At 63.8% G+C, this 23,959-nt stretch carries 21 protein-coding genes and 1 tRNA gene; 4 read left to right on the top strand and 18 right to left on the bottom strand.

The features are described from left to right. Positions 1–92 precede the first annotated feature (92 nt). Positions 93–1,208 carry a tyrosine-type recombinase/integrase gene (locus AC1RRE_RS09020; protein WP_492980791.1) on the top strand — a complete coding sequence of 372 codons (1,116 nt, stop codon included), beginning with the start codon at positions 93–95 and terminating at the stop codon, positions 1,206–1,208. Between the two features lie 118 nt (positions 1,209–1,326). Here the strand turns inward: AC1RRE_RS09020 and AC1RRE_RS09015 are convergent. After that, positions 1,327–1,403, bottom strand: a tRNA-His gene (locus tag AC1RRE_RS09015). Between the two features lie 137 nt (positions 1,404–1,540). Here AC1RRE_RS09015 and AC1RRE_RS09010 point away from each other — a divergent pair. Beyond that, positions 1,541–2,035, top strand: coding sequence for a hypothetical protein (locus AC1RRE_RS09010; protein ID WP_492980790.1), 495 nt, complete (start codon positions 1,541–1,543; stop codon positions 2,033–2,035). On the opposite strand, the gene AC1RRE_RS09005 is transcribed toward AC1RRE_RS09010, so the two are convergent. The 16 genes from AC1RRE_RS09005 to AC1RRE_RS08930 all read right to left on the bottom strand — a co-directional run bounded on the left by AC1RRE_RS09005 (position 2,025) and on the right by AC1RRE_RS08930 (position 21,213). Then, on the bottom strand, positions 2,025–2,828 hold the full coding sequence (locus tag AC1RRE_RS09005) for a hypothetical protein (protein WP_492980789.1): 804 nt from the start codon (positions 2,826–2,828) through the stop codon (positions 2,025–2,027). The genes AC1RRE_RS09010 and AC1RRE_RS09005 overlap by 11 nt on opposite strands. A 2-nt stretch (positions 2,829–2,830) precedes the next feature. Continuing rightward, positions 2,831–4,552 carry a hydantoinase B/oxoprolinase family protein gene (locus AC1RRE_RS09000; RefSeq protein ID WP_492980788.1) on the bottom strand — a complete coding sequence of 574 codons (1,722 nt, stop codon included), beginning with the start codon at positions 4,550–4,552 and terminating at the stop codon, positions 2,831–2,833. Positions 4,553–4,562: 10 nt separating this feature from the next. Beyond that, entirely contained in the window at positions 4,563–6,605 is a 2,043-nt protein-coding gene (locus AC1RRE_RS08995) for a hydantoinase/oxoprolinase family protein (protein ID WP_492980787.1), read from the bottom strand. Between the two features lie 10 nt (positions 6,606–6,615). Next, complete coding sequence (locus tag AC1RRE_RS08990; RefSeq protein WP_492980786.1) at positions 6,616–7,317, bottom strand: ABC transporter ATP-binding protein; 702 nt, start codon at positions 7,315–7,317, stop codon at positions 6,616–6,618. A 1-nt stretch (position 7,318) separates the two neighbouring features. Beyond that, positions 7,319–8,080 (bottom strand): ABC transporter ATP-binding protein, encoded by a 762-nt coding sequence (locus tag AC1RRE_RS08985; protein WP_492980785.1) that lies wholly within the window; start codon positions 8,078–8,080, stop codon positions 7,319–7,321. Beyond that, positions 8,077–9,978, bottom strand: a complete 1,902-nt coding sequence (locus tag AC1RRE_RS08980) for an ABC transporter permease (protein ID WP_492980784.1) — start codon at positions 9,976–9,978, stop codon at positions 8,077–8,079. The genes AC1RRE_RS08985 and AC1RRE_RS08980 overlap by 4 nt, the downstream gene beginning before the upstream one ends. Positions 9,979–10,072: 94 nt before the next feature. Further along, positions 10,073–11,284 carry an ABC transporter substrate-binding protein gene (locus tag AC1RRE_RS08975; RefSeq protein WP_492980783.1) on the bottom strand — a complete coding sequence of 404 codons (1,212 nt, stop codon included), beginning with the start codon at positions 11,282–11,284 and terminating at the stop codon, positions 10,073–10,075. Positions 11,285–11,341: 57 nt separating this feature from the next. Continuing rightward, positions 11,342–11,926, bottom strand: coding sequence for an amino acid synthesis family protein (locus AC1RRE_RS08970; protein ID WP_492980782.1), 585 nt, complete (start codon positions 11,924–11,926; stop codon positions 11,342–11,344). Continuing rightward, positions 11,923–12,801 (bottom strand): UPF0280 family protein, encoded by an 879-nt coding sequence (locus AC1RRE_RS08965; protein WP_492980781.1) that lies wholly within the window; start codon positions 12,799–12,801, stop codon positions 11,923–11,925. The genes AC1RRE_RS08970 and AC1RRE_RS08965 overlap by 4 nt, the downstream gene beginning before the upstream one ends. Further along, complete coding sequence (locus AC1RRE_RS08960; RefSeq protein ID WP_492980780.1) at positions 12,798–14,285, bottom strand: 6-hydroxynicotinate reductase; 1,488 nt, start codon at positions 14,283–14,285, stop codon at positions 12,798–12,800. Before AC1RRE_RS08960 ends, AC1RRE_RS08965 begins: the two co-directional genes overlap by 4 nt. 9 nt (positions 14,286–14,294) lie before the next feature. Further along, a complete protein-coding gene (locus AC1RRE_RS08955) occupies positions 14,295–17,021 on the bottom strand; it encodes a molybdopterin-dependent oxidoreductase (RefSeq protein WP_492980779.1) in 2,727 nt (908 codons plus the stop codon). Positions 17,022–17,025: 4 nt separating this feature from the next. Next, a complete protein-coding gene (locus AC1RRE_RS08950) occupies positions 17,026–17,886 on the bottom strand; it encodes an FAD binding domain-containing protein (protein WP_492980778.1) in 861 nt (286 codons plus the stop codon). Between the two features lie 183 nt (positions 17,887–18,069). Next, on the bottom strand, positions 18,070–18,528 hold the full coding sequence (locus AC1RRE_RS08945; RefSeq protein ID WP_492980777.1) for a MarR family winged helix-turn-helix transcriptional regulator: 459 nt from the start codon (positions 18,526–18,528) through the stop codon (positions 18,070–18,072). Positions 18,529–18,631: 103 nt separating this feature from the next. Beyond that, positions 18,632–19,192, bottom strand: a complete 561-nt coding sequence (locus AC1RRE_RS08940) for a histidine phosphatase family protein (protein WP_492980776.1) — start codon at positions 19,190–19,192, stop codon at positions 18,632–18,634. A 10-nt stretch (positions 19,193–19,202) separates the two neighbouring features. Beyond that, a complete protein-coding gene (locus AC1RRE_RS08935) occupies positions 19,203–20,027 on the bottom strand; it encodes an MBL fold metallo-hydrolase (protein ID WP_492980775.1) in 825 nt (274 codons plus the stop codon). 16 nt (positions 20,028–20,043) lie between these two features. Further along, complete coding sequence (locus AC1RRE_RS08930) at positions 20,044–21,213, bottom strand: M20 aminoacylase family protein (RefSeq protein ID WP_492980774.1); 1,170 nt, start codon at positions 21,211–21,213, stop codon at positions 20,044–20,046. A gap of 179 nt (positions 21,214–21,392) precedes the next feature. Here AC1RRE_RS08930 and AC1RRE_RS08925 point away from each other — a divergent pair, with 179 nt between their 5' ends. Both AC1RRE_RS08925 and AC1RRE_RS08920 read left to right on the top strand, forming a co-directional pair. Further along, entirely contained in the window at positions 21,393–23,033 is a 1,641-nt protein-coding gene (locus AC1RRE_RS08925; RefSeq protein ID WP_492980773.1) for a DEAD/DEAH box helicase, read from the top strand. A 72-nt stretch (positions 23,034–23,105) separates the two neighbouring features. Further along, the gene (locus AC1RRE_RS08920) at positions 23,106–23,348 is read left to right on the top strand and encodes an Lrp/AsnC ligand binding domain-containing protein (RefSeq protein ID WP_492971107.1); all 243 of its coding nucleotides are present in this window, start codon (positions 23,106–23,108) and stop codon (positions 23,346–23,348) included. Positions 23,349–23,364: 16 nt separating this feature from the next. Here the strand turns inward: AC1RRE_RS08920 and AC1RRE_RS08915 are convergent, their stop codons facing one another. Continuing rightward, entirely contained in the window at positions 23,365–23,871 is a 507-nt protein-coding gene (locus AC1RRE_RS08915; RefSeq protein ID WP_492980772.1) for a hypothetical protein, read from the bottom strand. Between the last annotated feature and the right edge of the window lie 88 nt (positions 23,872–23,959).

Below are 23,959 nucleotides of genomic sequence, written 5' to 3'. Positions count from 1 at the left end.
TGACATCCGCGCGAGGATGACCGCTGGATTGGTGGAAGCGGCACCACCTTTGAATCCATACCAAGCCGCATTGTAGATCCGTCAACGCAAAAATGCCCAAGCTGGAACTCGATTACGTCAACGCCGTCCGCGCCAAGGGGAAGATGTATTATTATCATCGCCCCACCGGCACGCGGCTGCCTGACGATCTGACCAGCCCAGAGTTTCACGCCAGGCTCAATCAGCTCAATGAGCAGATGGAACGCCTCGACAAGGGCGACACTGTTGATGAGACGAACCTGCCAGGCAGCTGGAACGCGCTGTTTGCTGAATGGCAGCAGCATCCCAATTGGCTCAATCTGGCGCCTCGCACCCGCGAACTCTATCGCCCCCATGTCGAGGATGTGAAAGCCCGATGGGGCAAGCTGCCGGTCGGCGGTACATCGCGAGAGGATTTCATCGCGATGCGAGACAAGATCGCCAAGCCGCAAAAGGTGATCAAGATTGTCGAGGGTAAGAAAGTCGAGGTCCTGGTAACGCTGACGCGCAAGGCCGACACACGCATGGACATCCTGTCGTCTGTCTGCGCCTTTGCCCTGGACCGCGCCAGCCGGTACGGCGGCATGAAGCACAATCCCGCATTCCGGATTCCGCGCATCCACAAGAAGACTGTCGGATATCCACGCTGGCCCGAAGAGATCATCGAACTGGCCCTGGGGCAGGCCGAACCAGCCCTACGGCGCGCCCTCATGGTGCTGCTGTACACGGGGCAGCGGATCAGTGACGTGATCGGGATGCAATGGACCCAGTATGACGGCCAGGGCCTCCAGGTCATGACCCGTAAAACCCGGCGCCTGGTCTGGATACCCTGCCATCCCGCCCTGAAGGCCGTCCTGGACGAAGCCTGGGAAGACAACAAGATACTGGAGCAGCCCTCCACGGCCATCCTCCTAGCCCCTCATAACAGCCAGCCATGGCTATATGACTGGCTCAAGCACAGCATCACCCGGTTCATGAAGGCCATAGGCCGGCCGGGCTTCTCGGCCCATGGGCTGCGGAAGTCGGCCTGCGCCCGCCTGGTGGAAGCCGGATGCGATGAGCGCGAGGGCTCCGAGACGGTCGGAATGACCGTCCAGATGTTCCAGCATTACACCAAGGAAGTACGCCAGCGGCAGGTGGCGACACGGGCAATAGACAAGCTCACCAGCTTCGATAAGCGGTCTGGCTGACGGGCCGGGTTTTGGAGGAATTGCAAAACTTTTCTGGCCCCCAGAGCAGGTTTTGCAAAACCGCCCGAAAAGGGAACGGCGGACCAACGGCTAAGCCATTGATCCGCCGCTATAAATTTGGGGCGAGGAACGGGACTTGAACCCGCGACCCCCAGAGCCACAATCTGGTGCTCTAACCAACTGAGCTACCCCCGCCACAGGTACGCGCTTCATAAACCGGGGCTATTACCCGGGTCAAGCGTCCTCGGGCCGGCCCTGCGCCCCTTCCTCACAACTTTTGCCGGTAATTCAGCACCTTGTGGGGATTTTCCCACTCGGCTAAGACATTTGGCATGTCTAGCTTCCTGCTCATCATCATTGCCCTCCTGGTTGGGATACCGGGAGCTGTCTTCATTGTGCTGCAGCTTATCGCCCAGCATAAGAAGCAGATTCTGGCCTATGAGTGGAGCTCGGCCGAGGTGATCCGGCGCGGCCAGCGCCTGGATGAACTGGAGAAGTTCACCAAGACCGCCCAGAGCAAGATCGCAGAACTGGCCAAACAGAAGATCGAGCTGGAAGCCCAGGTCGCCAAGATGGAAAAGCTGGCCAGCGAAGCGGTGGCCAAGGAAGCCAACACCAAGACCTTCAGCGTTGGCGTCTTCAACCAGGAAGTCCGCCGCGCCCATATGATGGGCGAGAAGCACCGCCAGCTCGACGACAAGTGGGGCGACATCAACTACCTGGAACTGCAGGCTTCCAACGAAGATGAAGTGCGCCGCACCATGATGCGCAAGTTCCCGCCCGAGCGCGGCTTCGTCATCGAGTCCGTGCAGGAAGTCAGAAAGTAGCCTCGACGCGGCCGAGCTGCGTTGCCTGGACCGTCATCTCCAGTCCCGCTTCGTTGTCGATCTCGCCGCGCGGTGCCACCGGCCATATCCAGCTTTTGTCTGCATCGGGCAGCGCCACGCCCAGCACCGCGCTTTCGCTCAGCACCGTCTCGCCGGCCCGGCTGCGCCAGACGCGTTTCGCATCGGCCACCAGCCCGACCGGGCAGTCGAACGCGGCCAGTCCCGCCAGATGCGTCTTGAGGATGTCTCGGCCGAAACTGTCGGCACCGGCATTGGTGATTCCCTGTTTGCGCACATGATCCGTCGGCAGCAGTGGCAGCTGCGACAATATGTTCAGCGACAGCACGCAATCGGGTGGCACCGGATCGAGATCCTGCATCGCATCCACGGGGGCAATCGGCAGCGGCATGCCGCGCCGCCATTCCGCCAGCGCCTCGACCACACCGGTCACATCGGCGAGCCGCAGCTCGACATTGCCAAAGCGTTTGGCCGCACGTCGCGCGCCACCCAGCAGGGCAATGTCGAAAACGACAACGCGTCGAAACAGCGCGGAGAGTTCGGCCAACGGCAAATCGGCCAGTGTGCCCGCGCCGAGCAGCCAGACAGTGTCATGACGTTTACAGCCCTGTGCCACCTGCAAGGCGAAGGCGCGCGTATTGGCCTCGTGTTCGGCCCAGGCTTTCGCACAACGCCGCCGGCGTGACCACAGACTCACCGCCGCCTTGGCATAGCCGAGCTGTCTTGCCGCCGGCTCGGCGGCGACACCGGCCCAGATCGCCAGTTCGGCCAGCATGGCTATTCAGCCGCAGATTTGACCGGCCCGCGGAAGCGCTCGGCGATCTGCTGCGGCGTGTAATAGCCGCGTTCGATATCACGGGCGATCTCGGCCGGATCGCGTTTGGACGGATCGCCATAACCGCCGCCGCCGGGCGTGGAGACATGCACGCGGTCGCCGGTCTTGATCTCGATATCCTGGTCCTTGGACAGATGCGGCGGCACATAGCGCCGCACGCCATCAGGGTGCTGCGTCTCGATGGCGACAGTATTGAAGCCGCCGTCTTCGCCGCCCAGTACGCCGCGCGGACCGGTGCGGCCATGATCCATGACCATGGAGGCCCGCGCCTCGCCACGGCGCAAACGAATGGTGTAGTTGACGCCGAAGCCGCCGCGATGCTCGCCCGCGCCGCCCGAGCCCTCATGCAGCGAGTATTCCTCGAACAGCACGGGATAATACTGCTCCATCACCTCGATCGGCGTGGTCTTGGAAATGCCGATGGTGGAGCAGCCGTTGCTGATGCCGTCGCCGCCATGCCAGCCGCCATAGCCGCCGCCGGAAATCACATACATCACATAAGAGCGGTCACGCTTGGGGTCATAGCCGCCGAGCGCCAGATTGCCCGAGGTGCCGGCGGGCGCGGCGAACAGCCGGTCCGGCATCGCCTTGACCAGCGCGTTGAACACCGCTTCGGCAATGCGCTGACTGACCTCGGCCGCGCAGCCCGAGACCGGACGCGGATATTTGGCATAAAGGAAGGTATCGTGCGGGTCCTTCACCTTCAGCGGTTCAAACGTGCCGGCATTGATCGGCACATCGGGGAAGATGTGCTTCACGGCGAGATAGATCGATGAATAGGTCGTCGCGATGACGCTGTTCATTGGTCCGCGACAGGGTGGGCTGGAGCCCGTCATGTCGAAATGCATTTCCTCGCCGGTCTTGGTGACCTTCATCTTGATCACCAGCGGCTCGTCGATCACGCCATCGGAATCGACCACGCCTTCGCCTTCATAGACGCCATCGGGGATGGTGCGGATGCGGGCGCGCATCTGCTGGCTGGCGCGCTGCTTCAACTCCTCGATGGCCTGCGCCACCACATCGGCGCCGTAGCGGTCGAGCAAGGCCGTCAGCCGTTTCTCGCCGATGGTCAGCGCCGCCGCCTGCGCCTTGATGTCGCCGATGCGCTGATCGGCAATACGGATGTTGCTCAGGATGATGGAGAGGATTTCCTCATCGAGCTTGCCTTCCTTGTAGAGCTTGACCGGCGGCAAGCGCAGCCCCTCCTGCTCCACTTCGGTGGCATTGGCGGAAAAACCGCCGGGCACCATGCCGCCGATATCGGGCCAGTGCCCGGTATTGGCCAGCCAGGAAAACAGCTTGCCCTTGTAGAAGAAGGGCTTCACGAAGCGCACATCCATCAGATGGGTGCCGCCCAGATAGGGATCGTTGACGATATAGATGTCACCCGGCTTGGGCGCCAGCATGGGAATATTGCGGGCGCGCTCGATCACCGCCTGGGTCGAGAACTGCATGGTGCCGACGAAAACCGGCAGGCCGAGTTCGCCCTGCGCGATCAGCTCTCCCGTTTCGCCATGATAGATGCCGTCCGAGCGGTCGAGCGCTTCGGAGATCACCGGCGAGAAGGCAGCGCGGCAGAAGGTCAGGTCCATCTCGTTGCAGACCTGTTGCAGGCCGTTCTGGATGACGACAAGGGTGACGGGATCGATAGGCGTCTTCGTCATGTCGTTCTCCCTACTCTGCAGCAATGGCAACAATCAGGTTGCCAAGTTTGTCGACGCTGACCTGATTGCCCGGATCGATGACAATCGTGGTATCGAGCTGCTCCAGGATGGCCGGGCCCGCGAACTTTGCGCCGCGCGGCAGCCGCTCGCGATCATAGACCGGCGTCTCCTGCCAGCCGCAGTCATCATACCATACCGGACGGCTGCCTTTCTTCGCTCCGGCGACATCCTTGGCCGGTTCGGCAGCCAGCAGGCGATCCAGCGACAGCTGCGGCCGGCGACCGATCACTGCGGTATGAAGATTGACCAGCACGGCGCGGATTTCCGGCAGTTCGACCTCGAAGCGCTGCCAGTAGGCCTCATCGAAGGCTTTCTGCAGGGCGTCGCGGGTGATGTTTTTATCGGGCACGGCCACGGTGAGTAGATGACTCTGGCCCTGGAACTGCATGTCGGCAGTGTGCAGGACCTGGATTTCCTCGACCGGCACACCATCGCGTTCGATGGTCGCGCGGCCCTCGATGACCTGCGCGGCCAGCACTTCAGCCACCAGGCCCTCGTCCAGCACCGACAGCGGCTTGTTCACCGTGCGCACATAATCATGGCGCAGATCGGCCACCACGCAGCCCAGCGCATTGGTGATGCCCGGCCGTGCCGGGATGAGTAACTTGGGAATCCCCAGTTCGCGCGCCAGGGCGGCGGCATGCAACGGACCAGCACCGCCGAAGGCGAACAGCGCAAAGTCGCGCGGATCATGGCCGCGACTGAGACTAACCATGCGGATCGCGCCGGCCATCTTGTCATTGGCGATACGCAGGATGGCGGCAGCGGCATCATCGGTACCGATGCCGAGCGGCTTGCCCACATCACGGTCGATGGCGTTCTTCACGTCCTGCAGCGACACCTTGCTGTCGACAGCCAAGAGTCCATCAGGATTGAGACGGCCGAGCGCCAGATTGGCATCGGTGATGGTGGGGCGCGTGCCGCCCCGGCCGTAGCAGATCGGGCCCGGGCGCGCGCCAGCACTTTCTGGCCCGACCTGCAGCATGCCCGCTTCGTTGATGAAGGCGATCGAACCGCCGCCGGCGCCGATGGTATGCACATCCACCATCGGCACATGGATCGGCATGGCGTATTCGAGTTCCAGTTCCGACGAGACCTGCGGCACGCCATCCTGGATCAGGCCCACATCCGAGGACGTGCCACCCATATCATAGGTGATCACATTCGGCAGGCCGGCGGCGCGCGCGGTATAGGCCGCCGCCATCACGCCAGATGCCGGACCGGACATCACGGTATTCACCGCCGTCTCGGCCACAATGCCGGCCGCAATCGTGCCGCCATTGCCCTGCATCACCAGCAGGTCGCGGCTGAAACCCTTGCTCTTCAACTCGCCGTTCAGGCGTTCGATATAGCGGTGCAGCACCGGCTGCACGCTGGCGTTCACGCAAGCGGTCGTGCCGCGCTCGTATTCGCGATACTCCGACAGCAGCTGATGGCCGGCAGTGATGTAGCGGTTGGGCCAGACCTCGGCGCAGATTTCGAGTGCGCGCTTTTCGTGGCTCTGGTTGATGTAGCTGTGCAGGAAATGGATCACCAGCGCTTCGCAGCCGGCGTCTTTCAACTGGATCGCCGCGGCACGCACGGCGGCCTCGTCCAGCGGAATGACCACGTCGCCATCGGCATCCATGCGCTCGGGCACTTCCAGGCGCCACTGGCGCGGCACCAGCGGCTCGAAGCTGCCGGTCAGGCCATAGGGCTGTGGCCGGGTACGGCGACCAAGCTCAAGACTGTCGCGGAAGCCCTTGGTAGTGATCAGCCCGATCCTGGCCACCTTGCGCTCCAGCAGCGCATTGGTGGTGGTGGTGGTGCCATGCACGATGGTGTCGGTCTGCGGCAGCGCGATGCCGCCCTTCTCCAGTGCAGCCAGCACGCCGAAAGCCTGGTTGTCGAGTGTGGTCGGCACCTTGGCCAGTGCGACCAGGCCCTTCTCCGGTTCGATGCCGATCAGGTCGGTGAAGGTACCGCCCACATCGATTCCGACAATCCAGCCCATGCTTACGCTCCTAAACCGACAGATACTGTTCACGCACCGCCGCGTCAGCGGCGAGTTCGGCCATGGTGCCCGAATAGCGGATGCGGCCCTTCTCGATGATGTAGGCGCGATCGGCCACCATCTGGGCGAAATGCAGGTTCTGCTCCGACAGCAGCACGCAGAGGCCCTCGGCCTTCAACTGCAGAATCGTGCGCGCCATCTGCTCGACGATCACCGGTGCCAGGCCTTCGGACGGCTCATCCAGCAGAATCAGGCGCGGATTGCCCATCAGGGTGCGCGCGATTGTCAGCATCTGCTGCTCGCCGCCCGACATCCGGCCACCGGGACGGTCCTTCATGCGGCCAAGATTGGGGAACAGCTCGAACAGGCGTTCCGGCGTCCAGGTCGGCGCGCCGTCGCGCGGCTTCTGCCGGCCGACTTCCAGGTTTTCCATCACCGACAAGTCGGTGAAGATGCGGCGATCTTCCGGCACATAGCCAAGGCCCAGCCGCGCGATGCGATGCGGCGACAGGCGGTCGATGCGCGCACCGTCGAAGCTGATCTCGCCGCTCTGTGCCGTCACCAGGCCGATGACGGATTTCATGGTGGTCGACTTGCCGGCACCGTTGCGGCCCAGCAGCACGACGACTTCGCCGGGATGCGCATTCAGCGCCAGATCGGCCAGGATATGGGCGCGGCCGTAGTAGGTGTGAAGCCCCTGCACGCTCAGCATGTCAGTGGCCCTCCCCGAAGACGGCGCCCGAGCCGAGATAGACGGCCTGCACCTCCGGATTGGCGCGCACCTGCTCCGGGCTGCCCTCGGCGATCAGCATGCCACGATTGAGCACGATGATGCGGTCGGCCTGGGCAAAGACCACATCCATGTCATGTTCGGTGAACAGCACAGCGATATTGTCCTGCCGCGCCAGCTTCGCCGTCAATTCCATGAGCGCAATGCGTTCGTTCGGCGCCATGCCGGCGGTCGGCTCGTCCATCAGCAACAGCTTGGGCTGGTTGGCCAGCGCGATGGCCAGCTCGACACGCTTGAGATCGCCATAGGCCAGGATGCCGCAGGGCCGCTCGCTCTGGTCGGCCATGCCGACACGGGCCAGCAGCGCCATCGCCTCATCGCGATACATGGCATTGGCTGGCTTCCAGAAGGACATCAGCCCGTTATGGAAGGACAGCAGCGCCATCTGGATATTCTCGCGTACGGTCATGGAGTTGAACGTCGCCGTGATCTGGAACGTGCGGCCGACGCCCAGACGCCAGACATCGCGCGGCGCCAGCCCGCCAAGATCGCGGCCGTTCAGCGTCACCGTGCCGCTGTCGGGCCGGAGCTGGCCGTTCAGCATGTTGAAGCAGGTGCTCTTGCCCGCACCATTCGGCCCGATCAGCGCCAGCAACTCACCAGCCGCCACCGAGAAGCTGACATCCTGCACGGCCTTGACGCCACCGAAGGCTTTATTAAGGCCCGCCACACCCAGGACCGTCATAGCACGGCCTCCGGACGACGCCGTTGCGCGACCCACTGGCCCGCCTGCTTGAGGAAGCCGGCAATGCCCTGCGGGAAGGCCAACACGATAATGAGAATCGTGAGGCCGAGGATGGCGCGCCAGTAATTGGTATTGCGCGCGATCTCGTCCTGCAGCCAGGTGAAGACGGCAGCGCCGACGACCGGACCGGTCAAGGTCTGCACGCCGCCCAGCAGCACCATGACGAGACCGTCGACCGAGCGCGCGACCGACAGCGCCTCGGGCGAGATGCTGCCCTTGGAGAAGGCGAAGAGACCACCGGCGAGTCCTGCGAAAGCTCCGGCCAGCGCAAAGCCGAACCACTGGAAGCGCCGCACATTGATACCGATGGCATCCGCCCGCAAAGGCGAGTCACGGCCGGCGCGCAGCACATAGCCAAAGGGTGCATGCACGACGCGCCAGAGGAAGATCAGGCTGGCGATGCAGATGGTGAGTGCCACGTAGTAGAAAGCGGTGCGATCCTTCAGCCAGTCGCTGGGCCACAGACCGATCAGGCCGTTGGAGCCGCCGGTGAAGGCATCCCACTGATAGATCACCGACCAGGCGATCTGCGCAAAGGCCAATGTCAGCATCGCGAGATAGACGCCCGAGAGGCGCACGCAGAACCAGCCGAACAGCAAGGCCCCTGCTCCACCGGCCAGCGGGGCTGCGAGCAGCGCCAGTTCCATCGGCAGCTTCAATTTCAGGAAAGCCAGCGCCGCGCCATAGCAGCCCAGGCCGAAATAGGCGGCATGACCAAACGAGACCATACCCGAGGGTCCCATCAGGAAATGCAGCGTGGCGGCAAACAGCGCGAAGACCGCGATATCGATCAGCAACACCAGCAGATAGCTGTCGCTACCCAGCGGCATCAGACCCACCACCACCACCAGCGCAAAGACCGCCATCCAGAAGGTGTTGTTCAGTGGATAGAGCGGCGGCTCGATGGTGGATGCACCACGCTGCGCGCCCTGCGGCTTGCCCAGCAGGCCCCAGGGCCGCACCACCAGCACGATGGCCATGATGACGAATTCGACCACCAGGGTGAACTTGCTGAAGGAAAAGACCGTGCCGAAAACGGTGACATCGCCCAAGCCGATGCAGAAGGCCTTGGCCTGTGCGATCAGCAGCGCCGCGAGGAAGGCGCCGCCGATGGAGCCCATGCCGCCGACCACGACAACCACGAAGGCATCGGAGATGACGGTGATGTCGAGCATCAGCTGCGCCGGTTCGCGCGGCGTCTGCATCGCGCCGCCCAGGCCGGCGAGGAAGGCACCGAGGAAAAAGACGCTGGTGAACAGCCAGCTCTGGTTGACGCCGAGCGCGCCGACCATCTCGCGATCCTGCGTGGCGGCGCGCACCAGCGTGCCCCAGCGCGTACGGTTCATCAGCAGCCACAGCATGCCCAGCACCAGCGGCCCGGTGGCGATCAGCAGCAGATCATATTCAGGGAAGCGCTTGCCCATGATCTCGACCGCGCCGCGCAGGCCTGGTGCGCGGGGACCAAGCAGGTCTTCCGCGCCCCAGAAATACAGCGCGACATCCTTGATAACGAGCACCAGCGCGAAAGTAGCCAGAAGCTGGAACAGTTCTGGCGCCTTGTAGATGCGGCGCAACACCAGCACTTCGATGACAATGCCGATGACGCCGACGGCCACCGCGCTAAGCAGCACCCCGCCCCAGAAGGCCGGGATGGAACCACGGCCGAAGAAATTGATCAGGCTCCAGGAGAGATAGACCCCCAGCATGTAGAGCGAGCCATGGGCGAAATTCACGATGCGGCTGACGCCGAAGATGATCGAGAGGCCGGCGGCCACCATGAACAGCGACGACGCACCGGCGAGGCCGTTCATGAACTGGATGACGATATTGGCGAGCAAGGCCTGGTCCCGATCAGAGGTTGGAGAGAAAAGACTCCCGCCGGCCGGAACCGGCGGGAGCAGGCAAGCGTGACGTCAGGCTCAGTCGGCCGCCTTAGTCAGCAGGGCGCATCTTGGCAACCTCGGCATCCGAGGGCAGGAACTTCGCGCCATCGGCATAGTACCAGTCGGTCATGATGCCTTTGCCGTTCTTCAGGCCGAGCTTGCCGACATAGGCGCCCATGGTGGACTGGTGATCCTGCGGGCGATAGGTGATGTCGCCCAGCGGGGTCGAGTGGCTGAGACCGCTCATCGCCGCCACCAGCTTTTCCATGTCGAGCGTACCGGCCTTCTTGATCACGGCCGCAGCCGACATCACGGTGGAATAGCCGACGATGGAACCCAGGCGCGGATAGTCCTTGAACTTCGCCTGATAGGCGCTCAGGAACTTCTTGTGCTCGGGCGTGGCGATGTCCTGCCAGGGATAACCGGTCACATACCAGCCCACCGGCACTTCATCTTCCAGCGGGTCGAGATATTCCGGCTCGCCGGCCAGCAGGTTGAAGCCTTCCTTGCCCTTGAACAGGCCGCGCGTGTTGCCTTCACGCACGAACTTGGTCAGGTCGGCGCCGAACAGCGAGGAGAAGATCGCATCCGGCTTGGCCGCGGCAATGGCATCGGCCACCGCACCAGCCTCGATGCGGCCCAGCGGAACTGCCTGCTCGGTGACGAACTCGATGTCAGGCTGCTTTTCCAGCATCAGCTTCTTGAAGGCTGCTGTTGCCGACTGGCCGTATTCGTAGTTCGGATACACGATCGCCCAGCGCTTTTTCTTCACCTTCAGGGCGTCGGGCACCAGCATGGCCGTCTGCATGTAGGTCGAGGCGCGCAGGCGGAAGGTATACTTGTTGCCCTGCTCCCAGACGATCTTGTCGGTCAACGGTTCGGCACCGATGAACAGCGTCTTCTTCTCCTTGGCAAAGCTGGCAACCGCCAGGCCCACATTGGAGGGGAAGGTGCCGATCAGGAACGAGACCTTTTCACGGGTCAGCAATTCCTCGGCGATACGCACCGCGTCGCCAGTCTGGCCGTTATCATCGCGGCTGATGACCTCGAACTTCTTGCCCAGTAGGCCGCCCGAGGCGTTGATCTCTTCAACCGCGAGATCCATGCCCTTCTTGTAGGGCTCGAGGAAGGCGGCGAACACCTTGTAGGAATTCAGTTCGCCCACCTTGATGGTGTCCTGCGCCTGCGCGCCTCCGGCCACCAGGCCGTACGCAGCGATACCGAATGCTGCACTCCACTTCAACCAGGTCCTGCGGTTCATGAAAGCCCCTCCTGTGTGTGTATTGTGGAAATCCGAAACGCGTAAGCTAATGCCGTTCTATCGCTGGCCGTCCTCGCCCTTGATTTCGTGTACCTGCAGGCCGCCAACACGCGCATGCACGCGGCCGCCAGTGCTCATGGCGAGAATGAAGGCGATCTCGTTGTCACGCGGACCATCGGCAACACCCCATTCGATGGCGTCGAAATGGCTGCGCACATAGGCCGCATTGACGTGATGCAGCGGAATATCGATCCGCGCGCCCGGTCCGCCCACTTTGGTGGTCGACGGCACGATGGCCTTGGCGTTGCCCAGAATCTCGCGCATCGAATAGCCGCCGGGCACATGCCACAGCGCGCCATGCTCCAGTTCGCCGCCGGCGCCGATCAGTGCACCCTTGCCATAGGCCTCGATGGCCTTGGGATCATTGCCCAGCGCCGCGACCAGACGTTTGGTCAGATCGAGGCCGAGGGGCTTAAGCGCGTCCATCATCGGCGTGATGTCCGCTTCATATCGGCCGGCGTAAGGGTTCTTCACCAGCGCGCCAATCACGCCGCGCCGCGGCGGCTTGCCCACCTTCGGGCCGCCTTCATGGAAGATCTCGTCCGTGATGCAGACGATCTTGCGAACCTCGACCAGACTCATGCCCGCCCCATCACTTTCTGTTGCATCAGCAGGTTTTCGCCGCCGACAATCCGGTTCTCGCTCTGCAGCGACAAAAATGCGGCCTGAATCAGGCCGCTGCGTCGCAAATCTTGCGCGCACTGCACACCCGACAACAAGGCTTGCTCGATGGCAAAAACCGGCAGTGTACCTACAGTCACCGTCACCGGCAGTGCGCCGAGATCGCTATCGTCCCGCAATGAGTGTGCGGGTTGCCGCTGAATCGCGTCGTGCTCCACGGTCACCGCATTGGCGATGATGGTCGCCGCCGCATCGGCCATGGCGGCGTTTTCAGCCAGAACAGTGACCGCATCGGCGATGCCGAGCGAGAACGAGCGGCCGCGCCAGCCCGATGTGGCGATGCCGCGCGCCGGCTGGACCGAGTCGAGCGTGGCGATAGCATCCAGATGCGGCAGGTCCGGGTTGCAGACCACAGCCGCACGCAGTGCTTCTCCGGCCGAGAGATGGAAAGCGATGTCGCCGCCGTTGTTCACATAGGCGCGAGCCAGGTTATTGTCGCGCAGCATGGCGGCCAGGACTTCATCGGCCACCGAACCGGCCACCGCCGCCATCGGCGTGATAAAGACGCCGCGATGCGGCCAGCAGGCCGCCGCCATCCGGCGCGCCACCGGACCGCGGAACAGCGGATGCGCCGCGCCCAGCGGCTGCTTCAGCTCGGCCAGCTCGCTCACCAGTACGGCAAGAATATCCTGGAAGCGCGCCACGGCCTGGTCATAGGCCCGTGCCACGGCATCATGGCCACCAAACGCCTCAATAATCAGGTCGATGGGGCCATGCTGCAGATGCAGGCGGCGGCTCTGACCATCGAGCCATGTGGCGACAGGCGTGCCGGTCATGGCTGCTCCTCCGCCGTCGGCCGCGTGATCGGCCAGGGATTGTCCGCACGTTGTGCCAACCGGTTCAGGCGCCCGCCCTGCAGGACATCGGAAAGCTGCACGACGTAATCCATATGGCCGCCGAGCGCCGCGTAATCGTCCTGGCGCAGGGTGAATTCGATGGGTGCGACCAGTGCCGGGGTCGGCACATAGCCAAAGGAATTGTCAGGCATGCGCGCCACATCCACCATGTAGGTGATGCCGCCGCCGGGCCAGACATAGACCGGCGCACCACCGGATGTGACGCGGGTCAGGCGATCCTTCACCGAGATGGTGAGACGCACGGGATTTTCAGTGACGCCGGCACGCAAGCTGCCACCCGCGCCGGCCATGAACAGCACGGTGCATAGCGAGGGTTCGCAATTCTCGGCGATGCGGTCGACCACGGTGCGCACCGGCACCGGCATCTCGGCCGGCTGCGGCTTCAGCTGATCGTCCAGCACATACCAGGCGCTGTGCTCGCCAGTGGTCGAGACCATCAGCAGCTTCATGCCGGGCCAGGCCGTCTTGGCGTCGATGGTTTCGATGATCTCCAGTGGATCGGAAACATTGGTGCCGCCCCAGCCCAGACCAGGCTCCGCCACCTGGAAGTAACGACCCGGCGTCGATTTGCGGCCGCGTACGCGGATGCCGGCCAGCGGCATGTCGAGGAAGCGGCCGGCCTGATGCTCGCTCAGCACACCGGTGATGTGGTCATCCACCACGATCACCTCGTCGGCATGGCCGAGCCACTGCTTGGCGAAGATGCCGATGGTGGCCGAACCGCAGCCGACGCGCATGCGGGCTTCAGGCGTGCCGTTCACGATGGGCGGCTGGTTGGCCTGGATGGTGACTTCGGCGCCGCCATCGATCTGCACGGTAATCGCCTGCTTGTTGCACAGCGCCAGCATGGCATCGCAGGTGATGGTGCCTTCCTTCTTGCTGCCGCCGGTCAGGTGATGCACGCCGCCAAGCGACAGCATCTGCGAGCCGTATTCCGCCGTGGTGACATGACCGATGGCCTCGCCATTCACGCGCACGGCCGCCTGTTCGGGGCCAAGATGGCGATCGGTGTCGATTTTCACCTTCACGCCGCAGTAGCTGAAGATACCTTCAGTGACGACCGTGACCATGTCGACGCCGTCATGCTGCGACGACACGATGAAGGGTGCGGGCTTGTAATCTGGATACGTCGTGCCGGCGCCGATGCCGGTAACAAACACGGGGGCCGGTGCAGCGACGCTGCCATTCCAGCCTTCGGAGCCGGCGAGGAATGGCACGACCGCACCTTCGCTGGCGGCGCGTTCGGTGACCACGAGCGGATCGACGCGGGTCAGCATGCCTTCAACATTGGCGTAACGGTCGCAGGCGCCGGCCTTGCCGGGACGGATGCGGCACAGCACCGGACAGGCATCGCAGCGGACGACGTCGTCTTTCGGGGTAGTTTCGGCGACGGCGTGGCTCATGCTGTCCTCCTACTCCGCGGCCAGAGGCAAGGCTTTGAGCGCCGCATGCAGGCGATGCGGCAGCACCGGAACAGACGTGACGCGCACGCCGGTGGCATGGCGGATTGCGCCCAGGATCGCCGGTGCGGTCGGCACCAGACCCGGCTCACCCACGCCCTTGGCGCCGAAGGGGCCGAGCGGCTCGGCATCCTCGATCATGATCACGTCGATCTCTGGAATATCACCGACCGTCGGGATCAGATAATCGTGCAGGTTCTCGGTGCGGCCCGGCAGGTATTCTTCCATCAGCGCGAGACCCAGGCCTTGCGCGATGCCGCCATGAATCTGGCCTTCCACCTGCGTCGGATTGACCGCCTTGCCCACGTCATGGGCGGCGATGATCTTTTTCACCTTCACGGTGCCGAGTTCGGTATCGACCTCGACCAGCGCCATCTGCGCGGCGAAACCGTATGTGGCATAGGGCACACCCTGACCATCAGCGTCCAGCATGGTGGTGGGCGGATCGAAACGGCCCTCGCCCATCAGCACGTCGGCATTGCCGTTCAATCGCCCCTGCGTGGCGAGGTCGATGCGGCGCACGGTGCCGCCGTCTTCCACGGTCAGGATCGGACCATCCAGCTTCAGCACGGCCGTCTCGCCGGCATTGGCCAGCCGCAGAATCTGGCTGCGCAAATCCTGCGCCGCCAACTGCGCGGCCTTGCCCGAGACAAAGGTTTGGCGCGAGGCCGAGGTCTTGCCGGCGTCCAACGTCTTGTCGGTATCGCCCATGACATAGTCGATGCGGTCCATGCCGACGCCGAGCGCATCGGCCACGATCTGCACGAAGATGGTGTTCGAGCCCTGCCCGATATCGACGGCGCCGTTGTAGAAGAACACGCGGCCATCGGCGCGCAGGCTGACCTGCATGGTAGAGGGATTGGAGATCGAAGTGTTCCCTAAGCCATACCACATGCAGCCGATGCCGATGCCGCGCTGCACCGTCTTGCGCCGGGCATTGAAGGCTTCGACTTCCTTTGTGAGTGCGCGCCACTGCGGGCGCAGGGCCGCGATGCACTCGGCCAGACCGGCGGAATGCTCCAGCTTCTGGCTGGTGGCGGTCAGGTCGCCGGCGCGGATGGCGTTGATGTAGCGAATCTCCAGCCGGTCGATGCCCAGCTTGGCCGCCAGATCGTCCATCAGTGTTTCATGCGCAATGGCCGCCTGCGGCACGCCGAAGCCGCGGAAAGCCCCTGATGGTGGCGCGTTGGTGAACAGCGCACAGCTGCGGTTCTTCACATGCGGCACCAGATACGGCCCGGTCGCATGCACCGGCACGCGATTGGCCACCGTCGGGCCCCAGCTGGCATAGGCGCCGGTATCGAAATCGGCATGGGTCTCGACCGCGGTCAGACGGCCATCTTTCGCGGCGGCGAATTTCGCGGTGATGCGTGCCGGATGCCGCTTGGTACTCGACGCCATGCTTTCGGGCCGCGTGTAGATGCAGGCCACGGGCTTGTCCAGATGCCAGGCAGCGAGCGCGATCAGCGGCTGCACGGCCACATCCAGCTTGCCGCCGAAGCCGCCGCCGCAGGCCGTCGGCACAATGCGCACGCGATCGGGCGGCAACTGCATCACGCCAGCCACTTCGTCGCGATCCATATAGGGCGCCTGGGTGGAGGCGTGGATTTCGATGCGGTCGCCCACGCGCACGGCCCAGCCGGCCTCGGGCTCAATATAGGCGTGTTCGACAAAGCTGGTCTGGAACAGGCCTTCGGCGGTGGCGGCCGCCTCGGCGAAGCCCTTTGCCACATCGCCCTTGGTGACATTGCCGCGGATCAGCACATTGCCGGCCTTGTCGGCCTGCACCAGTTTCGCACCGGGCGCGGCGGCGGCAATCACGCCGCTGACCGGGTCTTCCGGCGTATAGACGATCGGCAGGTCCTCGGCTCGTACAGCTTCGACCGCCTCGCGCGGACCGACCAGCGCCACGACGCTTTCGCCCTTGTAGCGCACCAGGCCATCGGCCAGCACCGGCTGGTCCTTGGACTCGAAGATGGCAAAGCCGTTGCGCGGCACATCGGCGGCGGTGAACACACGCACCAGGCCGTATTTGCGGATTGCATCAGTGAAATCGCCCAGCGTGAAGGTCGCGCGCGCATGCGGGCTGCGGATCACGCGCAGCCATAGCGCCTCATGCGGGATGTAATCGGCGCCGTATTTCTCGGTGCCGACGACCTTGGCCACACCATCGACCTTCAGGCTGCGTGTGCCGACGGCTTTGCCTGTCTCCGGCATGTCAGGCAGACCCGGCGTACGCGTGGCATCGAGCACGGCCTCGACAATCTTGCGGTAGCCGGTGCAGCGGCAGAGCACGCCGCCAATGGCATCCATCACCTGCGCTTCACTCGGCTTCGACACTTCGGCCAACAGATCGGTGGCCGCCATCAGCATGCCCGGCGTGCAGATGCCGCACTGGGCCGCACCATGCTTGAGAAACGCCGTCTGCAGCCGCGACAGCGACCCATGCGCTTCCAGGCCCTCGACCGTGACGACCGACAGTCCGGCCGCCTGCCCCACCGGAGTCAGGCAGGCGCAGACCTGCTTGCCGTTCATCATCACCGTGCAGGCGCCGCAGTCGCCGGCATTGCAGCCGACCTTGGTGCCGGTCAGGCCCAGATCGTCGCGCAGCACATCGGACAGGCGCTTGGCGGGCGAGCCATGGAAGCTGTGCGGTTTGCCGTTGACGACCAGACGCATCGGTTCAGTTGCCCTTCTTGCCCAGCGTGGTCAGCGCGCGCCGCACCAGTACCATCGCGGCCTCGCGCCGGTAGTCGGCATCGGCGCGGATGTCGTCCAGCGGCGACAGACCATCGAAATGCTGCGGCTTCACACGATTGGCCAGCGCGGTATTCAGCCGCCGGCCGGTGAGTTCGGATTCGAGTGCGACCAGGCGCTGCGCCACCGCCGAGCAGGCGCCGACCGCCACGCTGGCGCTGGAGACGATGTTGTTGTCGACCTCCAGCATCACCGCGACCATGGCGATGGAAATCACCAGATATTCGCGTGCGCCCAGCTTGAGGAACAGGCTTTGCGCGTCTTTCTTCGGTTTTGGAATCAGCACGGCCGACAGCAATTCGCCGGACTTCAGCATCGTGCGGCGATTGCCGGTGATGAACTCGCCCAAACCCATGTCGCGGCGGCCCTTGGTGCTGCGCAGTTCGACGCGCGCGCGCATGGCCAGCAGCGGCGGCACGCTGTCGGCAGCCGGAGAGGCATTGCACAGATTGCCCGCGATGGTCCCGGAATTCTGAATCTGCACGCCACCGATCTCGCCCGCCGCCTGACGCAGCGCATCGAACAAGGGCGGCAGATCATGGGCAGCCGTCAGCTGTCCCCAGGTGACAGTGGCGCCCAGGCGCCAGAGATCGTCGGTTTCGCTGATGCCCTGAAGCTCAGGGATGGCGGTGACGTCGAGGATATCGTCATCAAGCGCGCGGCCGACGCGGGCGGGATAGTAATCCGTGCCACCGGCCAAAATCACAGGCGTCCCGGAATGCAAATGGGCTGCGCTCAGATGATCGAGCGCTTCGGCCAGATTCGTCGGACGCAGATATGACGCCATCGGTGTTGGGGCCTCCGCCGGCATACGAACGCCACGCCCACCCCCGCAGGCCGATATCGTTCGTACGCATATGATGCTGCGTCGCTGCCTCAAAAGAGTCAACGTCAAAATATATGCAGCGATTGCTCAAGGATGCGGCAGCGCAGCAAAGCCTTTCGCTGCGCGCAAAACCGCCTGATGCGATCAGGTGAGACGCTTGATAAGCGCCACGAATTGCTGCTGTTCCGCCGGAGTCAGCGGATCGAGCGTGGCCTTGCTCACCTTCGGACCGTTGGCGAGCAGACGCGCCACCAGCTCGCGGCCATGTGCCGTGAGGCTGAGGCAGCGGCGGCGCTTGTCGTTCTTGTCTGGACGATGGGAGATCAGTTTGCGACCGGTCAGACGACGAATCACGCCCTGGATGGTGGCCGGGTCCATCGCGGTCAGGCGGCCGAGATGGTTCTGCGACAGCTCGCCCATCTCGTAGAGCTTCACCAGGGCGGCATACTGCGTGGTAGTGACCTGACTGTCGCCGATCATCGCCAGGAACAGGGCGGTGTGGCGCTGATGCGCGCGACGGATCAGCTGCCCGACCTGCTCTTCCAGCACGTAGCCGTCAGGCATTGCCGTCGGTTCAGTCTTGATCTCCGGTTTAACATTCATGCCGGGCTATCCTCGCAGGCCTGCCGCCAGCTTAACCAGATGACCCGTCCGGGCCAAGGGCATCCATCAATGCATACGCAGGCGATCAGCAGGCCTTGCCAGACTAGAAGACCCTGGTGGTCGCCTCGACACCGCGCGTGACCAGGGCCAGACCACGCGAGCTGGTTTCCACAATCGTACAGGAACAATAGTCAGGCTGCATGACGACCATGCGTTCGTCGTTCAGCGCTGCGCCCAGAGCGGCGTTGATCACCATGAAATGGGTGAAGACGATGGTGTCGCTGCGACAGGACTTCATCATGCCGATCAGGCCTTCGCGCCAGGCGCGAATGATCGACGGCTGCGCCGGATATTTCTGCGTGGCGATCTGCTGCAGCCAGGGACCGCGCGCCGCCAGCCCCTTTTCCGCCACCTCGTTGGGCGTGGGGATTTCACTGAAAGCGGCGCTCACCTCGGGCACCACGCCCCAGCGGTTGGCCAACGGCATCGCGGTTTCGCGCGCGCGTTCCATCGGCGAGGTATAGATCGGCATCGGCCCGAGCGTTTCCAGAGTCAACGCGAGATCGACCGCCGCCTCCTTGCCCTCTTCCGAGAGACTGGGGTCGGGATCTTCATCAAATCGGGCTGCCGCCTTGGCATGCCGCACCAGATACAGACGCGCCATACTCCCCCCCTTACAGCAAATTCACGCGCATATTTTCGCGCGCCACTATTGTGCCGGACCACATCTGCCGCGCTTCGGCTTCCAGCGTTTCCATGAACTGGTCCTCATGATCGGGATCATGATGGAAAATCGCAAGGGCCTTGACCCCGGCGGCGCGGCTCAATCGCACGCCTTCCTGCCAGGTCGAGTGGCCCCAGCCGACATGGCTTTCATATTCCTCGTCGGTATAGGTGCTGTCGTAGATCAGCAGGTCGCAGCCTTCGATCAGACCGAGGATATTCTGGTCCGGCTTGCCCGGGGTATGCTCGGTATCGGTGACGTAGCACAGCGACTTGCCGCCATATTCGAAGCGATAGCCGGTGGCACCGTCGGGGTGATTCAGCGCCGTCGTCCGCACATGGATATTGTCGCCCAGATCGAAGCTGTCGCCGGCGCGGAAGTCGCGGCTTTCGATCCGGGCGCCCATCTTGTCGAGCGGCACCGGGAAAAAGGGCTGCGCCATCTGCGACTGCAGGGCATTGCCAATGCCGCCCTTGTCGATCAGGTGACCGGCATGGATGGTGAAGTGACGATCATCCTTGAAGGCGGGCGAGAAGAACGGGAAGCCGTTGATGTGATCCCAGTGCGTGTGGGACAGGAAGATGTCGCCCTGGGTCACGTTCCGGCGCAGCAGCCAGTGGCCCAGATTGCGGATGCCGGTGCCGGCATCGAGGATGATCGTACGGCTGCCGATCTTCAGTTCGACGCAAGACGTGTTGCCGCCGAACACCATATGCCGCGGGGACGGCGTCGCAATGCTGCCGCGCACACCCCAGAACTTCACCTTGAAGCCCATCCCCGCGATCCTTCGCTTACGTGGCCGGCAGGATCGACTCAACCAGGCGCGACCAGTAGCTGGCGCCGATCGGAAGAACCTCGTCGTTGAAGTCGTAGCGCGGGTTATGAACCATGCAGCTGCTTTCGCCGGCGCCGTTGCCGATCCAGACGTAGGAGCCCGGCTTCTCGCGCAGCATCCAGGCGAAATCTTCCGCGCCCATGCTGGGATTGACGTTGCGCAGCACGTTCGCGCCGCCCACCACCGCAGCCGCCGCACTGGCGGCCAGTTCGGTTTCTTCCGCCGTGTTGATGGTCGGCGGATAGCGGCGCTGGTAATCCAGCTTGGCGGTCGCGCCATGGCTGGCGGCAATGCCAGTGACGATCTGGTTCATGCGCGCCTCGATCAGGTCCTGCACTTCAGGCAGGAAGGCGCGCGTGGTGCCGGCGATCATCACCTCTTCCGGAATCACGTTGGTGGTATGGCCGCCCTGGATCTGGCAGCAGCTGACCACCGCGCATTGCAGCGGATCGACGTTGCGCGCCACGATATTCTGCAGCGCCAGCACCATCTCGGCGGCGATCACCACCGGATCGACGCCACGATGCGGATAGGCGCCATGGGCGCCCACGCCCTTGATCTTGATCCAGAACATGTCGGCCGAGGCCATCATCGGGCCGGTGCGTACGGCGAACTTGCCGACATCGATGCCGGGCATGTTGTGCATGCCAAACACGGACTCGCAGGGGAACTTGGTGAAGAGGCCCTCGTCCACCATCACCTTGCCGCCGGCCACATTCTCCTCGGCCGGCTGGAAGATGAAATGCACGGTGCCGTCGAATGACTTGGACTTGGCCAGATACTGGGCCGCGCCGAGCAGCATGATGGTATGGCCGTCATGGCCGCAGCCATGCATCTTGCCTTCATGCTTGGACTTGTGGCCGAACTCGTTCATCTCGATCAGGTCGAGCGCATCCATGTCCGCGCGCAGGCCAATGGCGCGGTTGCCCTTGCCAGCCTTGAGCGTGCCGACGACGCCGGTCTTGGCCAGGCCGCGATGCACCGGCATGCCGAAGGATTCGAGGGTCTTGGCAACGAATTCCGACGTGCGATGCTCCTCGAAGGCGGTTTCGGGATGCATGTGCAAGTCGCGCCGCCATTCGGTCAGCTGGGCCTTGTTGGCGACGATTTCGTCGATGAGCTTCATGGGGGTCTCCGCCAAAGAAATCTGCTGGGGAAAATTTGTCTGGTTGGGGACGATAACCGATTGATTTTGCTGTTTCTAGCGGCTCACATTGGGATTGACTCAAGGGGGCCGCTATGGTCTTGTCCGCCCGCGGACGGTGCGCATTTGCGCTGCTGCCGTCAATATAAATACGGAAATCCATGGAATTCGCCGATCTAGGCTTGAGCGAGCCTGTTCTGAAGGCTGTCGCCGAAGCTGGTTATACCACCCCGACCCCGATCCAGGCCCAGGCCATCCCGATCGTGCTGATGGGTCGCGACGTTCTCGGCACAGCCCAGACCGGTACCGGCAAGACCGCCGGCTTCACCCTGCCGCTGATCGACATCCTGGCCGGCGGCCGCGCCCGCGCCCGCATGCCGCGCGCCCTGATCCTGGAGCCGACCCGCGAACTGGCCGACCAGGTCGCGCAGAGCTTCGACAAATACGGCAAGAACTCCCCGCTTTCGATGGCGCTGCTGATCGGCGGCGTGAACTACACCGAGCAGGAAAAACTGCTGGATCGCGGCGTCGACGTGCTGATCGCCACCCCGGGCCGCCTGATCGACCATTTCGAGCGCGGCAAGGTCATGCTGACCGGCGTGCAGATCTTCGTGATCGACGAAGCCGACCGTATGCTGGACATGGGCTTCATGCCCGACATCGAGCGGATCGGCAAAATGCTGCCGCCGCTGCGCCAGACACTGTTCTTCTCGGCCACCATGGCGGCCGACATGCGCAAGCTGGCCGACAAGTTCCTCAGCAATCCGAAGGAAATCGAAGTCGCCCGTCAGGCGACGACGGCTGAATCGATTGCCCAGTTCCAGATCCAGGTGCCGCATCGCCTCAAGCGCGAAGCGCTCCGCACCCTGATCCGTAACGAGGATGTGAAGAACGCCATCATCTTCTGCAACCGCAAGCGTGACGTGGACATCCTGGCGAAGTCGCTGGCCCGTCACGGCTTCGACGCCCAGCCGCTGCATGGCGATCTGGACCAGTCACAGCGCACCGCGACGCTGGAGAAGTTCAAGAAGGGCGAGATCGGCATCCTGGTTGCCTCTGACGTCGCCGCACGCGGCCTGGACGTCCAGGGCCTGACCCATGTGTTCAATTTCGACGTCCCGACCCATCCGGAAGACTACGTGCACCGCATCGGCCGCACCGGTCGCGCCGGCATGAACGGCCGCGCCTTCACGCTGGTCGCCGGTGAGGACGGCAAGTATCTCTCTGCCATCACCCGCCTGATCCAGCGCGAAATTCCGGTGATGGAGCTGCATGGCTTCTCGCAGGAAGAAAACGCTGCAGCCGTTGCCGCCGCTGGCGGTGAAGGCGAGCGCAGCGATCGTGGCGGCGAGCGCGGTGGCGACCGCAAGGGTCGTGGCCGTGGCGGCCGTGGCCGGGATCGCGATGGCGACCGCAAGCGCAGCCAGGATCGCACCCGCGAACCGCGCGCCAGCGACGCCTCGATGGAGCCGACCGCAACCGCCGCTGCCGCCGAGCAGGCCGCCCCCACCGAGCAGGTGCGGGCCGAACAGCCGGCCGCCGAGCGTGAGCCCCGGAACGAGCCGCGCCGCGAGCGCCAGCCGCGTGCGGAAAAGCAGCCGCGCGAAGCCCGTGAGCATGCACCCCGTGACCAGGCTCCCCGTGAGAATAATCGGGGCGAACAGGGTCGCCGTGATCGCAACGATCGCGATCGTGGAGACCGGGGCCGTCGCGATCACCGCGAAGACCGCGAACCGCCGGTTGTCGGCATGGGCGACCATGTGCCGGACTTCCTGCTGCGCCCGAGCCGCCGCGCCTCCTGATCATCAGCACTGATTGCGAGCCGGCCCTGAGTTCGACTACAGTCGGGCCAGGATGAGGAAACGGAGCCGGCTATGCAGACGATTTTCGTGATGGTGAAATGCGAGCTCGGCCGCGCCTATGACGTGGCGGTGAAGGCCGTTGAAGAGGTCGAACAGGTCTCCGAGGTGCATTCGATCTCCGGCCAGTACGACCTGATGATGAAATGCTATCTCTCTGATGGCCAGGACATCGGCCACTTCGTCGTCAACAAGCTGCAGACGATCACCGGCGTGAAGGACACCTTCACGCTCATCACCTTCAAGGCCTTTAACTGAGAATGTGCCGCCCGCGTTAGCGGGCGCGACCCGCCGCGCGCGGCGTGGTGGATACCGTGCTGCCCGTCGAGGGCGAGACGGTCATGTCGATCTTCGAGCCATACAGCGTCGAGCGCGCGATCAGCACCGAAGCCACGCGATCACCACCACCCGACAGGAAGGTGAGCTGGCTGGTTTCGGCGCGCACGACCGACACTTCGGTCCAGCCGTAATTCGCCATTTCGCGGCGAATGAAATCGAACATGGAATCGGCTGAGGAATTCACGCTGTAGGACAGACGGCCGATCCAGCGGTCGCCCTCGCCCAGGATGATCGTGCGATTGGTGTCGAGCGAATAACCATCGGGCAGCGCCACGCCGGAAATCTGCGTCGGCGGGCCGCTGCCGCGCTGACCGGTCTCGGTGGAAGTGCCGCTGGAACTGCCGCTGCTGTTCCAGATGGAACAGCCCGACAGGGCGGCAACCATCAAAAGCACCACCAATCCCTTGCCGAGTGGCTTGGCTATCAGACCTGACACATTCATCGTCGCTCTCGACGTCCCCCGGCGAATCGCTTTGGTTTGTTTACCATACTTGCCCGGCCAAGTCGCCTTCACCCGCGTCCTGCACCAG

The organism is Ferrovibrio sp. GW821-FHT12D07 (assembly GCF_058807275.1).
The sequence above is the reverse complement of the archived record's forward strand: the minus strand, read 5'-3'. Positions and strand labels throughout refer to the sequence as shown.